Here is a 13965-nt window from a genome sequence, read left to right as displayed (position 1 = left end):
CCATGTCCGGCCACGACCCAAAGCGCCCTGGTCCAGGCGCCGTTGACCGCCGATCGACCCCACTCTAGGTTGGTAAGCAGCTGCTTACACAGGGGAGGTCCACCCATGACGACCACGGCCGAGCAGACACCGCTCGCCTATCCCTTCAACGAACCGGAGGGGTTAGGGCTGGCCGACGCCTACACGGACGCGCTCCGGCGGCCGGGACTCCTGCGGGTGCGGATGGCGTACGGTGAACCCGCCTGGCTCGCCACCCGTTACGCCGACGCGCGGCTGGTCCTCGGCGACCGCCGCTTCAGCCGGGCCGACGCCGCGCGCCACGACGAACCGCGGCAGTCCGAAGGCCGGCAGGACGCCGGGATCCTGGGCATGGACCCGCCCGAGCACACCCGGCTGCGCACCCTCGTGGCGAAGGCCTTCACCGTGCACCAGGTGGAGAAGCTCCGCCCCCAGGTGCGTGAACTCGCCCACGGCCTCCTGGACGAACTGGAGGACGCGGGCCCGCCGGCCGACCTCGTGGAGGGATACGCCCTGCCGATTCCCGTCGCGGTGATCTGCCGCATGCTCGGCGTCCCCGAGGAGGACCGGCCGAAGTTCCGCGTGTGGAGCGACGCGGCCCTGTCGACCAGCTCGCTGACGGCCGAGGAGGCGGAGCGCAACCAGGAGGAACTGCGCGCCTACATGGCCGGGCTGATCGAGGACCATCGCCGCCGCCCACGACCGGATCTGATGACGGGGCTGATCGAGGCGCGGGACACCAATGACCGCCTGACCGAACTGGAACTGGTCGATCTGTGCGTCGGCATCCTCGTGGCCGGCCATGAGACCACCGCCAGCCAGATCCCGAACTTCGTGCACGCGCTGCTGGACCACCCCGAGCAGCTCCGGCTGTTGCGCGAGCGGCCGGACCTCGTCCGCGGCGCCGTCGAGGAGCTGCTGCGGTTCGTCCCCCTCGGCAGCGGCGCCGCCTTCCCGCGCTACGCCACCGAGGACATCGAGGTCGGGGGCACGCTGGTACGCGCGGGGGAGCCGGTGCTCGTGGCGGTGGGAGCCGCCAACCGCGACGCCCTGAAGTTCGACGCCCCCGGCCGGCTGGACATCACGCGGACCGGTGTGCAGCACCTCGGTTTCGGTCACGGCGTCCACCACTGCCTGGGCGCGCCACTGGCCCGTTTGGAACTCCAGGAGGCGATCCAGGCTCTCATCACCCGCTTCCCGGGGCTCCACCTCGCGGGGGACGTGACGTGGAAGAACCAGATGCTGGTGCGCGGCCCCCGCGACATGCCGGTGGGGTGGTGAACACCGTGTCGTGGACCGCTGAGATCGACCGGGAACAGTGCATGGGTTCGGGGATGTGCGCGGGGATGGCGCCGGACCTCTTCCGCCTCGACGGCGACAGGGCCGAGCCGGTGAGCGATCGCATCGCGCCCGACGAACGTGCCCTGGACGCCGCGGATTCCTGCCCGGCCATGGCGATCGTCGTCCGGGACGGCAGCCGACCGATCGGCCCGCGCCCCTGAGCGTCGTCGTCTTCGCCGTGGGTCGAGCACGTGTCCGAACTGTGACGCGAAGTCTCCGAGCCGGAAGAGAAGTCGGCCACCGCGGCCCGGCTGTGTTCGACATCCGCCGCATCATCGGCGGTCTGTTCACCCTCTACGGCGTCATCGTCACCTTCGCCGGGATCACCGCCCGACTTCGGGTAGTCGGCCCCCAGTTGCTTGTGGCGCCGACCGGCGCGGCGGTAGTGAGGGTGGCATGGCGGGATGGTTACAGGCAGGTGCGTGGGGTCTGACGGCGGGCTCCGCGCTGTTGATGGGCGCCGTGCTCGGTTACGCCCTGCGGATTCCGCAGTGGCTGATCGCCTCGGTGATGGCCTTCGGCGCGGGAGTCCTGCTCTCCGCGGTCTCCTTCGAGCTCGTCGACGAGGCGTACGCGCAGGGCGGGCTCGGTGCCACGGCCGTCGGGGTCGTCGGGGGAGCGGTCGCCTACACCGCGGGAAACGTATGGCTGGCCCGGCGCGGCGCCCGGCACCGGAAGCGCTCGGGCCACCGGCAGCAGCAGCCGTCCGAGGGCGAGGCGGCCGGTTCCGGACTGGCGCTGGCCCTCGGCGCCCTGCTGGACGGAGTCCCGGAGTCCGCCGTCATCGGAGTCAGCCTCCTGGACGGCGGTGCGGTCAGCACGGTGACCGTGGTGGCGGTGTTCGTCAGCAACATCCCCGAAGGCATGTCCAGTTCCGCCGGCATGAGGAGGGCGGGCCGCGGCAAAGGGTACGTCTTCGGCGTCTGGGGCGCGATCGCGGCCGCCGGAACCGCCGCCGCGATCCTGGGCCACACGGTGGTCGGCGGCCTGCCCACCGTGGCCGTCGCCGCCATCACCGCGGTGGCGGCCGGTGCCATCCTCGCGATGGTCGCCGACACGATGATTCCGGAGGCGTTCGAGAAGGCGCACCTGGCCATCGGACTCATCACCGTCAGCGGCTTCCTGGTCTCCTTCGCCCTGTCTCATGCCTGACGACCATCGCACCGCGCCCCCTCACGCTCCTGAGTGAACGCCGTACCCACAGCCAGTGGTTGATAATGTCACTATTCATCCAATTTGTGGGCTTAAGTGGCATATTCTAGACTCGGTGATCGAGTGAGAATGCGTGCCAGGCCTTCGGTCGGCACCCACGAGCGATCGCGACTCTCGACAGCCCACAGCAGCCCCGGTCCGCCCCCTCGCCCGGCGACCGGCACAGTTCGCTGCCACACCGCGCTCCCAAGACTTCCAGGAGCAGTCATGCACATTTTCGCGCGTTCCGCGCCGCACCGCACACGGCGGCTGAGGTTCTCGGCCGTCGCCGCGACCACCCTGGCCGTGGTCGCCCTCAGCACGGCCCCTGCCGCGGCGGCGACATCGCCGGCCGCGGGACCGGCGGCCGCAACCAGCGCCCTCGCCCCGGAGTCGCTCGCGCAGACGCCTCCGACCAAGGCACCGCAGCAACCGTTCCTGTTCAAGTACACGTTCAACAACCACCTGAAGATAGGTGGCGGTCACTTCACCGTCGGTGGACGGGTGTTCCTCACGGTGAAACTGAACAACGGAACGGTGATGTTCCGGAAGTGGGTGACAGCGAAGCCGCACTCGATCACTCCCGGCGGAGCGATCTACGTCGAGACGACGATCGCCTCTCCGTGCGCGCCCGGGAACAACGGGTACGCCCGGGCCTTCGACCAGACCACCCAGACCTGGTCGCCCAGGCTCCCGGTGCCGGTCTGCGTTCGCATCGACTGACCGCACCACCCGTACCGAGGGGCCCGGCCGGCACACCGGGCCCCTCGCGCGTCCCGCGCCGCGACGACGTCCTGTCCGGCGCGGGCAATCGGATGCGTTCGCGGAGCCGGAGCACGAGTGAGGCGCGGAGTCCCTCCCTGGAGGAAGCTGAACCCACCGCCCGCAACACCTTCAGTACGCTCCGATCGACACCGAGCGGCACCGTCTATGCCGCCGGTCCCGGGTTGGTGGCACGTCCTGGGTGTTGGTCCGAAAGCCGACCGAGTCGCTCGGTGAGGACATTGATGTGCTCCGGCTGAGCCAGCGCAGACATCGCCGCTTCCTGTCTGCGATGGAGTACGGCGACATCTCGACGCAATGTGCGTAGGCGCACGCGCATCCGCAACCGTGTCCGCCAGGGGTGCCACAGCGCCCGGAGCAGGTGCTGGGCCGTCGCCTGCCGGTAGTCCTCACACTGCGTCATGAGTTCTTCGAGCGACTCACCCAGGACACCGCCCAGGCGGGAATCGATCACTCTGAGAACCTCGCACTGCAGGGCCCGTTCCTCGCCGCCTCCGGCGAAGTCCAGGACCGCACGGGGCACGCCCGCCGAGAGCGCGGCCACCACAAGATCCGAGATCGCTTCCCGCAGCGCCTGCTGGGCGTCACGGCCGTCCTCCAGGACCGCCGTGACGCCGAAGCGCGCCGCGGCAAGCAGGTGCGCCCCGGCCACATGCCGCGCGGGACCCTCCCGCCCGCTCGGCACGATGTCGCACACCCTGTCCCGCACCGCGGCGACGCGGAGGAGCTGTTGCATGACCGCTGCTCGCAGCTGCCGGCGTTCCTGGTTCATGGAGAGGTAGTTGGTCACCGCGGCGCCGACGACACCGCCGGCCGTGGTGTAAGCCAGGTCCATCCATCCAGGCATGGAAGCCGCCTCACTGTGCCGGGAGCAGGTCATCAGGTCGCACCGAAACGGTCCGAGCGTAAGCGGGCCGCTGTGCCCGGGGGAAGACCGAGATCGCATGAGGCACGCGGTAGGGACCCAGCACGGCTGCGAGGCCTCCGGCAGGAGCGGGTTCACCTGTCCTCGCGCGCGGCGGCGCCGACCAGCAGCGCGATGACGATGCATCGCGCCAGGGCGCGCACGTGCGGTACGTGCACGCGATGGCTTCCAGGGTCCTGCGATGGTCGGCCCACCGTCGTCCACGGACCGGATCGGGCGGCACCAGCGGCGCGATCCGGTCCCACGTCTCAGCAGTGATCACTGACCGGACAGACACGTCCGACCACTGACCCACCTGTCAAGGTGGACCCGCCCTAGGCGGACGCGGTGCTGCCCGCGCGTGCCGTCGCCTCGTCCGCCAGGGCGGTGAGGTCCTTGACGGCCATGGCACCCGGCGGCAGGCCCTTGCGCGCGAAGATGTTCGCGGCGTGCCGCAGCACGTCGTTGACCGGCGTCGGTACGCCGTGCATCCGGCCCAGCAGCGCGATCTCGCCGTTGAGATAGTCGGCCTCCACGGAGCCCGTGCCGCGGGCCAGGCTCTGCCAGGACGATCCGCCCCGCACGCCCGACGGCTGGTTCACCTTGCCGTCGCGCGCCTCCGCCTCCTCCGCCTCGGAGACGTACGCGACACCCGCCGCCTCGAACACCGCCTTCGCCTCCCGGATGGCCCGCCGGAGCAGCGCCGACTTCGCGGGATCCGGCTCGGGGCCGGTCGTCGCCTGGATCGCGTTGCCCAGGTTGCCGAGCAGCTTCGCGTACTTCCAGCGCATCACGTCCTCGACGACCGGGGCCTCGAAGCCGGACGCCGCAAGGTCCGCGGCCACCCGCCCGGACAGCGCGTCGCTGCCGCCCGCCGCGCGTCCGAGATGCAGGATTCCGGTCAACGGCTCGCACAGGGCAGACACGATGCCCGGCCGGAGGAACGTCGACGGCAGCCAGACGCACACCCCGTACACCCTGGCGAACCGGCGCAGCGCGAGCCGCTCGCCCTCCACTCCGTTCTGCAGGCAGAACACCGGTAGCCGCTGTGCGGCCGTGCCGCCGCCCGCCACCTCCGCGTCACCCCAGGTGTCGAGCGCGGCGACGGCGTGCTGCGTCTTGACCGCGAGCAACAGGACGTCGTCCGGACGCAGGGCACCCAGGTCCGAGGGCTCGGTCGCCACCGGCAGCCGGTGGACCCGCTCCCCGTCCGCGGTGGTGAGCCGCAGCCCCTCCGTCCGCAGGGCCTCCGCGTGCTCGCCCCGTGCGACGAGGACGACGTCTCTGCCGGACTGGGCGAGCCGTCCGCCGATGGTGGCGCCGACCGCACCCGCGCCGATGATGATGTACCGCATGGGCCGAGCCTCGCACACCTCGCCGAGCCCGGGCCACTGATCTTGGCCCCAGGGGGCCTTCGCGAGGTCTTCGCAGGGAGGGCGGGTGTGGCTATCGTGTCGCCGCACGGCAGCGCGGAGCCGCCGAGCCGCACGACGGAGGAGACCGCATGAGGATGCCCGCCGCCCGGGCCGCCCGTTGGCTGTTCTTCGTCGCGGGAGGAGCCCATCTGATCGGGGCCGTGGCTTGCGCGATCGCCGGGGTCACGTTCACCAGCGGCGCGTTCGGACTCGTGGGGTTGATCGCTCTCCTCCTCGCGGCTCTCCTCCTGGCGGCCGTCGGCACTTTCATGGTCGTCACCGCTGTGAGGTTCGGTGGGGGCGGCCGTGGCGCGAGGGCATGTGCCGCGGTCTCCGGCTGGCTGATCGTGTTCGAGACGATCGGCGCTGCCGCCGCCCTCCCGTGGTGACGTGCGTCCCGGCCCGGCCCCCGGCCGCTCACCTCGTGTCGACCCGGACCGTCATGTGGAGCTCACTCCGCTGCGGGCGAGGGCGAACACACCCAGGACGATGAGGACCAGCCCCAGCAGCTGCGGCACCAGCCACCAGCCCGTCCGGATGTGTTCCTCGTACAGGAGCAGGCCGAGTGCCAGGCTCACGGTCGCGTCCCCGAGGGTGAGCGCCGGCTGCGACGCGACCAGCGGCCCGCCCTGCATGGCGTGGGTGAGCAACAGCAGAGCGCAGATGCCGGTGACGCAGAAGCCGTAGGTCTGCCACTTCGTGAGGAACGCGACCGGGCCGCTGTCGTCGAGGGTGTGCATGGACGTCTTCATCAGTGCCGCGGTGAGCGCGTAGCAGATGGCGGTGGCCGCTCCGAGGCTGCCCGCGCGGGCCCGCCCCGTCGGCCGCCGCAGTCCGAAGGCCGCGAGCGCGATCACACCCGCCGCGCACACCACCAGAGTCGGCACCCAGCGCTCCACCGGCACGTGCTCCCGGTTACCCTCCGGAGAGGCCGCGACAAGGAGCACCGCGAGCCCCGCCACCACGCCGGACACCGCCAGCCACAGTGCGCCCGGCAGCCGTCGGCGGGACATCAGCGAGGCGATCAGCAGCGCGAGCGGCAATTCCAGTACGAACAGGGGCTGCACGAGCGACAGCGGTCCCGTGGCGAGGGCAGCGGCCTGCCCGGCACCCGCGGCGATCACCGCCAGGATGCCCGCGAGCCACATCGGGCGGCGCGCCAGGTCCAGGATCAGGCCCGGGCGAAAACCGCCGGACTCGGGGACCGTCAGCGCCGCGCGGCGCTGCAGCACCGTGGCGAGCGCATTGCTGAACGCTGCGGACACGGAGAACACGACTGGCAGGACGACGCCCATACGCCCATCCTCGCCGCGGCGCCCGGCCTTTTCGCGGCGACACCGTTCGCACCGGCCACCGGCAGCCGGTATTCCCCCGTCCGGCCGAGACGACGCGAGGTGCGGGTGGCAGAGCCGCCCGCGGGGTCCTTTCGGCCTTTCCCGGCAGGCCGCTTCCGAACTCGTGGCCCGTGGCGTTACGTTGAGCGGGTCACCTCACCCATCGGGGGAAGGGCCCGCGACCCGTGGGCCTCGTCAGGGAGGAGGAGACATGGACGACAAACCGTCGACCACCCGTGCAAGGTTCAGCCGTGAATTGGCCGTGCGCATTATGGCCGGGCTCGGCGCTCGTGCCTTGTGGGCAGTGATCGTTGAGTTGTTCCGGCACGATCTCTGAGGAGTGGCGCGGCCGTCCCTGAGGGCGGCGCACAAGGCGTCACGGGAGTGCCCCCCGAGCTTCCCGTGTCGGTGCGCCGCCCTTCCGACGTCCGGCGAGGAAGATCCGGCCGGTGAATGGCCGACAGGTGTAGCGTCGCGGAAGTGCCGCGAATGACATGCTCTGCAAACGGGCTGGAATTGCCCGTGGGAAATGGCCCGAAACATTTTGCGTGGCCGAACCCACCCCACGACAGAAACGGACATGCATGTTAGCCATGCCTTTGAGACGCGGCAGGTTCTCACGCGGTCTGCCCGGTGCGATCGCAGCCTTCGCGGCGGCGTTGTGCGCGGCGCTCGGCATCGTGGCGTCCCCCGCCGTTGCGTCCCCCGCCGCGGCGGCCGATGCGTCCTCCGCCCTGAGTGAGACGACGCTCACCTCCTTCAGCAACGGCCGCAACCTCGACGTGCAGAACGGGAACTCCGGGAACGGCGTCTTCGTCGTGACCAACTCCGCCCCCGGCCACGCCCAGTCGTGGCGGATCAACAGCATCGGTGCCGACGCCTCGTTCACCATCGTCAACAACGTCACGGGCAAGTGCATCGACGCCGGCTTCCCCCTGCGGCAGCAGACGTGCGACGGCCGCGCCAGTGAGAACTGGTACTTCCAGCCCGTCAGCGGGTCCGTCCAAGGCGCGTTCATGATCCGCCAGAAGGCCACCAACGCCTGCCTCGACGTGGTCCAGGACGCCCAGTACAACGACGCGTGGACCCAGACCTACCGGTGCAACGGCACCAAGGCCCAGCAATGGGTCCTGCCGCAGGCTGCACGTGAGGCCGCGTGGAACATGGCCGTCGACCACGCGGCCGCCCGCTGTGCCAAGGACGTCTCCACCTGTTCCTGGACCAAGGCCACCCAGGCCCCGGCCGCGCCGCTGCCGAAGGTGTGCGTGTCCCCCGTCTGGTACAACGGCACCAGCGCGCCGGTGCCGTGGACCTTCTCCCTGAAGACCACCACGGGCTGGTCGTCGACCATCGGCTTCACCCTTTCCTCCACCCTGTCCGCCGGGGGCGCCCCGGCCCTCCAGACAGAGGTCAGTACCACGGTCAACGGCTCGGTCACCCTCAACCTCGGCCAGGAACTGGGCAACAGCCTGGTCGTGACCGTCCCGCCGAAGCACTACGGCTGGGTGGCACTGTCAGAACTGGCCACGAAGGTCACCGGCACCTGGACGTTCGACGCGCAGGGCTTCGCCTGGAGCGCCCAGGACACCATCACCGTGCCGCTGAGGCACGACGACCAGGGCGGCGCGAGTGTGTACGCCGCCCAGACCAGCGAGCAGTTCACCGGCTGCACCACGTAACACGGCCGGACAGCGGGAGCACGCGGTGGTCCTCCGGTTCGCCGGAGGGCCACCGCCGCATGCCCCGGCGCGGTCCGCAAGTGGCCCAGGAGTACGGGCTTTTGGTGCACAATGGTCCGGACCAGTCATATCCCCATTCCGCATGTCGTATACCTAACCGGCCAGCGTGATTCGGCCACGGGGTGTTGTTGCCCGCGGTGAGGTTTTGACGACCGACCCCTTGCGCCCGCAGTGGCGGCTCTGTCAAATTCGCCACAGCCAAATCTGACATGGACGTGACAGGCCTACCCAGCCTTTGCGTGCATGTCCGGCCGCATACCTATGCGGCTCGGTCCTCATGAAGGACGCTTCCACCCCCACACGATGGAGAAGACCGTGCGACTCACCAGACTGGTCCCCGCCCTTGCGGCCGCCGCGCTGTCGTTACTCTCGCTCGCGCCGGCAGCCGAGGCCCGGACGGCGGCGCCCGCCCCCGCCGCGCCCTCCACCACCGCGGTCCAGCCGATCATCGGCGGCGGCTACGCCAACAACGCCCCCTGGGCGGCCCGCCTGTTCTCCAACGGCCGGCAGACCTGCAGCGCCACCATCATCGCCCCGACCTGGATCCTCACCGCCAAGCACTGCGTCAGCGGCGGCGGGCTGTCCTTCCGCATCGGCAGCCTCGACCAGACCACCGGCGGCACCGTGGCCAACGGCGTCAGCGTCCACAACCATGCCTCCTCGGACCTGTCCCTCGTCAGGCTCGACCGCTCCGTCTCCGCCACCTACTCCCGCCTCGGCCAGCCCGGCTCGGTCTCGGTGAACCAGACCGTGCAGGTGTACGGCTGGGGAGCCACGTCCCAGTGCGGCTCCGAGATCAACTGCCAGTCCCGCTACCTGAAGGTCGCCGATGTCATCGTGACCGGCGGCTGCCGCGACGCCTACAACGGCTCGGCGATCTGCGCCCGTCGGGGCAACGGCATCACCGCGGGCGGCGACTCGGGCGGCCCGATGATGGCCAACGGCGTCCAGGTCGGCGTGGCCTCCACCAGTGACCGCCAGACCACCACGGCGTACACGAACGTGACGGCCTATCGCTCCTGGATCCAGAGCATCGCCGGCGTCTGAACGGCCACTCTCCCGCGCGGGTGACCGCCGGTGAGGCCATGGGGTGGGGAGGCCCGCAGCGCGGCCGCCCCACCCTCCGTCGCTTCCCCCGAGGGTCCCCCTCCCGCCCCCCGACTCCGCCGCTTCCCGGGCGCGGGTCGCCCCGCCCGCCCCCGGACCCGCCCGCGTCCTGGGCTCGAGGCAGGTGGAGCCGCTGTCAGTGACACGTGCTGAGATGGTCACCACGCCGGACACATGATCGAACGGGGGCGGGCGTGACGTCTCGTACGCACGAGGAAGCGGCAGGACTGCGCCGGGCGGCGCTGGAGTTGCTGACCGCCGGTATGTCCGGCGACGAGCCTGCCGCGCTGCGCAAGCGGCTGGGAGAGCCGGGGCCGGAACCACCCGCGTCCCGGAAGCCGGCTGCGGTGAAGGAGCCGGGACGGGCCGCGGCGGCGCTGCGTGCCGCGCTCGGCGCGCGGAAGGCGCCAGGACTCGCGCGGCTGGTCGACGCCGCTCGCGGGGCGGGCGAACTCGACGACCACCTCGCCGTCGAACTGGTGGGGGGTGTGCGGCCGGCCCGCGCACTCGCCGGGTATCTGGCCGGGAGTGTGCGGCCGGGCAGCGCCGTGACGGCTCTGCTCGGCGAGCTGACACAGCGCCACCTCGGCGGTGATCCCGCCCGCTGGCGCGCGCTCCACGACACGCTCGCGACGTACGGGGACACCCTGCCCGCGCTGCTCACCGAGGACCTGGTGCCGGCGGGCGAACCGGCGCCGCTGCCTCCGCGGTCCGTCTGCGAGACGCTGGAACTGCTGCTGGAGCAGACGCCACCGGAACACGCCGCCGCCGCGCTGACCACCCTCCCGGACCGGACGGTGGACACGCTGCTCTCGGGCGGCTCACTGCCCGGGCCAGGGCTTTCGGCAGCGGTCGTCCGACACGGAGACAGCCGTGCCCGGTCCGCCCTCGCCCGCCACGCCCGTCTCGACACCCGTCTGTTGAAGGGGCTCGTGGCAGCGGACGATCCGGCGGTCAACGCCGCCGTGTACCGCAACGCGCGCTGCACACCGTCTCTTCGCAGGACCATCGCGCACGCGATCCACCGCGTTCCCCTCGACGACGCGCTGCGCGCGGAACTGCTGTCGGCCGGCGGCGACGGTTCACGCAGCCGTACGGCGCCGCTACTGGCCTGCGGAGACCCGCGGCTCGTCGCCCGGGCGCTGGCCGCCGGCACGCGCAAGGTGGCGCAGCGGTACGCACTCGTGCGGGTGTGGGAGTGCCGGGGCCCCGACAGCGTCCGGGCCATGCTCGCCGACCCCGCCCTGGCACGGCACATCCACCCGGAGGTCAGGGCGGACGTCGCCGCCGCGCTCGACGAGCCCGGCGGGCCCGCCCGGCTGCGGACCGAGGGGGAGCCGTACGAGGACCCGGCCGCACTGCCGGAACTGCTGAGCACCAGCCGCGGAACCAGCACCCTGCGAGACCTGTTCCACGAGCCGTACGTCCACGACATCCGTGCCCTCGCCGACGCCAACCGCCGAGCGCCGTTCATGCCCAAGGCCGCGGAGGAACTGGTCCGGCACGAGGACGCCACGGACACCGAGCGCGCCGGCTTCCTGCTGACCGTCCTGAACGCCCCGTGGCGGGCCGGTGGACGCATCGCGGGGAACCTCACACCGCCGTCGCGGCGGCTGGCCGAGGAGGAACTGGACGCCGCGGCCTCCGACTGGGTCGTCGGTGTGGTGCGGGCCGGCCTTCTCGACCCCGCCGAACTCGTCACCACCGCCCGGCCCGCCGCCCGCGCCGTGCATGCCCTGAACGCCCTGGACGAGCGGGGACTGTGGGGGAGCGAGAGCCGCGAAGCGCTCGCGGCGCCGGTGCGAGAGGGCCTCGGAACGCCCCCCGAGGCCTGGGAGGCGCTGCTGGCGTCGCTGCCCGAGCACCGCGGCACGCTCGCGGAAGCCATCGCCGAAGCGGCGCGTACGAATCCGCCCGCCGGCCGACCGGCAGCCGGTGATCCGTCCGTTGGTCCCGCGGCCGGACGTCCGGCAGCCGGTGGGCCGTCCGCCGCTGCCGGAGTCGTGTCACCGGACGAGTCCGGCAGGGACGGGGAGCCGCCCGCCCCGGACGAGCGCGAGGTCGCCGACGTGCACGCCCCGGACGAGCCCGAGGTCGCCGGCGTGCCCGCCGCCCATGTGGCGCCGGCGGAGCCCGTCGGGCGCCTGGGACGTGCCGCGCTCGGCGCTGTCGACCTGCTCCTGTCGCTGGCCGGGGACGGTGGAGCGCCGCTTCCGGAAGACCTGGGCGTCCTGCGGTACCTCGCGGCGCACAAGGCCGTGGACGTGCCCGGGGGGCGGCACCCGGACTGGCTGAGGCAGGCCTGCCTGGACCGGGGGCTGGACGACACGGCCCACCGCTGCGAGGCACCGGCCCAGGCGGACGTACTGGCGGGAATCCGGGGGGCGAGGAACACCGAAGCCGCCGCCCGGGTGGCCGAACGGGCGTATCTCCACGGCGTCCTGCAGGCCGACGACCTGCTGCACCGTCTGCCCGCCGCCCGATGGATCCGACTGCCCCACGGCTGGGAGGACTTCGCGTTCGCCACGGGCTGGCGGCGGGCGCTCGCCGCCTTCCTCGCACGCGAGCTGGGAACCGACACGGACGCCTGGCTGGGACTCGCCGCCACCGCGCGCGGCGTGGCGACCTACGAGGGCATCGAGCTCCGGGAGGAGCCCGACACCTGGCCCGAGCTGCTCGAACGCTCCCGCCGGGACGGTCCACGCGCACCGGAGGCGCTGACGGCGCTGTGCACACCGGTCGGCGGGCCCGCCGGCACGGTCGCGCCCGCCACCCCCGAAGCCGCACTGCAACTGCTCGCCCGCGGCAACCACCTGTGGGCGTGGCCGCTCGGCAGCCTGCTGTGCCTGGCCGGGCCCCGGGTCCTCGACGCGGTACTGCCCCGCTTCGGCCCGGACGGGCCGTGGCTGCTGGCCGCGTTCCTGCTGCGGTACCGGCAGACACCGCCCACCGCTCTCTCCTGGCTCCTCCGGTCGCGCGACCGGGCGGCGCTGCGCCTGCTCTCCGAACAGTCCCGGTGGCTCGGTGACGGCGGCGTCGACCTGCTGCTCGACCTGGCCGATCCCGAGGTCGACCTGGCCGTCCTGCGCACCGCTTCCGACCTCGGCGTGCGGCGCCGGATCGCGGCACGACCGGGCGTGGTGGCACCACGCCTCGTCGCGGAGCTGCGCGACGATCCCCTCGCCCGGCCGCCCGGCGGCACCGTGTGGCTGGAGTCGGCCGAGCCCGACCTCGTGGAACTGGTCTTCGCCCGGGTGGGCAAACGCCTCAACCTGGCGCAGCAACTGGTGGGCTGTCTCAGCCTGCTGCGCCACGGCGGGCGGGAACGGCTGGCGGCGCTGGCGGAGAGCGGCATGCTCGGATCAGCCGTGACCCGTCTGTGTCAGAAGGCCTTGACGACCGACGATCCGGCCGCCCTCCTCCAAGCCCGCGCCGACAAGGAGTCGTCCGCGGACCGGCTGGTGAAACGGCTGCGGCGCGCGGAGGAGCACTGGATCACCCGAGGGATCCTGGACAGCGTCCCCGGCTCCCCGGACTGGGAGGGGCTCGAAGCCGCGCACCGCGAGGAGCCGATCCCCGGCTGGGAGCAACTGGTGCGGCGTCACGACGCACCGCACGACTTCCGGGTACGGAACGCCGCGCACCTGCGTGAGCCGTCGACGCGAAGCGTCCCGCTGGGACGGGAGCTGACCGTGGCCCGGCTCCGGCACGGAGTGGAAGGGCACCACCGCGAGCCCGTGGACGCCCTGCTCGACCACCTCCTGGAGACGGGCCAACTGACGGGCCGGGACCTGGTACACGAAACGGCGCCGGCGGCCGTCGTGCTGAGCTACCTCAACCGTGCCGGGCGCAGGTCCGACGCCCCCGAGGAGGTGCGCACCGCGCGGGAGACGGCCACCGCACTCGTGCGCGACCGGCTCGGCGACGACCGGGAGGCCTGGCAGCGGGTCTTCGCCCGGCTCACCGAACGAGCCGAGGACCCGGAAGCCACGGGCCCCGTGTCCGCCCTCCTGTCCGTGCGCTGACGGCCGGTCCGGGGCGGCCGGCGGCGGAGTCGAGCGGGACCCCGGTCGCATCCGGCGGTTCACCGCGCCGTGCGTTCCCGCAGCGTCGCCTGTCGTGCGGGGGCCGGA

The 13965-nt window shown here is 72.2% G+C and carries 12 protein-coding genes and 1 pseudogene; 9 read left to right on the top strand and 4 right to left on the bottom strand.

All coding sequences use genetic code 11. From position 1 onward, the window contains the following. Positions 1-105 precede the first annotated feature (105 nt). The 4 genes from ACY34K_RS15950 to ACY34K_RS15935 all read left to right on the top strand — a co-directional run bounded on the left by ACY34K_RS15950 (position 106) and on the right by ACY34K_RS15935 (position 3273). Positions 106-1299: a cytochrome P450 gene (locus ACY34K_RS15950; protein ID WP_462747372.1), complete on the top strand. Its 1194-nt coding sequence runs from the start codon at positions 106-108 to the stop codon at positions 1297-1299. Positions 1300-1304: 5 nt separating this feature from the next. Then, positions 1305-1520: a ferredoxin gene (locus ACY34K_RS15945; RefSeq protein ID WP_462747370.1), complete on the top strand. Its 216-nt coding sequence runs from the start codon at positions 1305-1307 to the stop codon at positions 1518-1520. 235 nt (positions 1521-1755) lie between these two features. Beyond that, entirely contained in the window at positions 1756-2511 is a 756-nt protein-coding gene (locus ACY34K_RS15940; RefSeq protein WP_462747367.1) for a ZIP family metal transporter, read from the top strand. 267 nt (positions 2512-2778) lie between these two features. Continuing rightward, complete coding sequence (locus tag ACY34K_RS15935; RefSeq protein WP_462747366.1) at positions 2779-3273, top strand: hypothetical protein; 495 nt, start codon at positions 2779-2781, stop codon at positions 3271-3273. A gap of 205 nt (positions 3274-3478) precedes the next feature. On the opposite strand, the gene ACY34K_RS15930 is transcribed toward ACY34K_RS15935, so the two are convergent. From ACY34K_RS15930 to ACY34K_RS15920, 3 genes and pseudogenes are all read right to left on the bottom strand, one after another. Then, positions 3479-4168, bottom strand: a complete 690-nt coding sequence (locus tag ACY34K_RS15930; protein ID WP_462747364.1) for a hypothetical protein — start codon at positions 4166-4168, stop codon at positions 3479-3481. A gap of 214 nt (positions 4169-4382) precedes the next feature. After that, a pseudogene (locus ACY34K_RS15925) lies at positions 4383-4535 on the bottom strand (transposase); the annotation flags it as partial. A 37-nt stretch (positions 4536-4572) separates the two neighbouring features. Further along, positions 4573-5592: a ketopantoate reductase family protein gene (locus ACY34K_RS15920; protein ID WP_462747363.1), complete on the bottom strand. Its 1020-nt coding sequence runs from the start codon at positions 5590-5592 to the stop codon at positions 4573-4575. 149 nt (positions 5593-5741) lie between these two features. Between ACY34K_RS15920 and ACY34K_RS15915 the strand changes: the two genes are divergently transcribed. Then, entirely contained in the window at positions 5742-6041 is a 300-nt protein-coding gene (locus tag ACY34K_RS15915) for a hypothetical protein (RefSeq protein WP_462747362.1), read from the top strand. Between the two features lie 51 nt (positions 6042-6092). On the opposite strand, the gene ACY34K_RS15910 is transcribed toward ACY34K_RS15915, so the two are convergent. Then, positions 6093-6947 (bottom strand): DMT family transporter, encoded by an 855-nt coding sequence (locus ACY34K_RS15910; protein WP_462747361.1) that lies wholly within the window; start codon positions 6945-6947, stop codon positions 6093-6095. 250 nt (positions 6948-7197) lie between these two features. Between ACY34K_RS15910 and ACY34K_RS15905 the strand changes: the two genes are divergently transcribed. The 4 genes from ACY34K_RS15905 (at position 7198) to ACY34K_RS15890 (ending at position 13857) form a co-directional block, all read left to right on the top strand. Next, complete coding sequence (locus tag ACY34K_RS15905) at positions 7198-7323, top strand: hypothetical protein (protein WP_462747360.1); 126 nt, start codon at positions 7198-7200, stop codon at positions 7321-7323. Positions 7324-7579: 256 nt separating this feature from the next. Beyond that, the gene (locus tag ACY34K_RS15900) at positions 7580-8665 is read left to right on the top strand and encodes an RICIN domain-containing protein (RefSeq protein WP_462747359.1); all 1086 of its coding nucleotides are present in this window, start codon (positions 7580-7582) and stop codon (positions 8663-8665) included. A gap of 375 nt (positions 8666-9040) precedes the next feature. After that, on the top strand, positions 9041-9772 hold the full coding sequence (locus ACY34K_RS15895; RefSeq protein ID WP_462747358.1) for a S1 family peptidase: 732 nt from the start codon (positions 9041-9043) through the stop codon (positions 9770-9772). A gap of 254 nt (positions 9773-10026) precedes the next feature. Next, positions 10027-13857 (top strand): hypothetical protein, encoded by a 3831-nt coding sequence (locus ACY34K_RS15890; protein WP_462747357.1) that lies wholly within the window; start codon positions 10027-10029, stop codon positions 13855-13857. The last annotated feature ends 108 nt before the right edge of the window (positions 13858-13965 follow it).

This window comes from Streptomyces sp. STAM6 (assembly GCF_054963715.1).
Note: the sequence above shows the minus strand (reverse complement) of the source record. Positions and strands in the feature narration are given on the sequence as shown.

What these genes read in the sequence shown, in the direction of transcription:
- ACY34K_RS15930 (WP_462747364.1), bottom strand. Translation starts at nt 4,168, where the DNA reads ATGGACCTGGCTTACACCACGGCCGGCGGTGTCGTCGGCGCCGCGGTG.
- ACY34K_RS15935 (WP_462747366.1), top strand. Translation starts at nt 2,779, where the DNA reads ATGCACATTTTCGCGCGTTCCGCGCCGCACCGCACACGGCGGCTGAGG.
- ACY34K_RS15920 (WP_462747363.1), bottom strand. Translation starts at nt 5,592, where the DNA reads ATGCGGTACATCATCATCGGCGCGGGTGCGGTCGGCGCCACCATCGGC.
- ACY34K_RS15905 (WP_462747360.1), top strand. Translation starts at nt 7,198, where the DNA reads ATGGACGACAAACCGTCGACCACCCGTGCAAGGTTCAGCCGTGAATTG.
- ACY34K_RS15950 (WP_462747372.1), top strand. Translation starts at nt 106, where the DNA reads ATGACGACCACGGCCGAGCAGACACCGCTCGCCTATCCCTTCAACGAA.
- ACY34K_RS15910 (WP_462747361.1), bottom strand. Translation starts at nt 6,947, where the DNA reads ATGGGCGTCGTCCTGCCAGTCGTGTTCTCCGTGTCCGCAGCGTTCAGC.
- ACY34K_RS15915 (WP_462747362.1), top strand. Translation starts at nt 5,742, where the DNA reads ATGAGGATGCCCGCCGCCCGGGCCGCCCGTTGGCTGTTCTTCGTCGCG.
- ACY34K_RS15900 (WP_462747359.1), top strand. Translation starts at nt 7,580, where the DNA reads ATGCCTTTGAGACGCGGCAGGTTCTCACGCGGTCTGCCCGGTGCGATC.
- ACY34K_RS15940 (WP_462747367.1), top strand. Translation starts at nt 1,756, where the DNA reads ATGGCGGGATGGTTACAGGCAGGTGCGTGGGGTCTGACGGCGGGCTCC.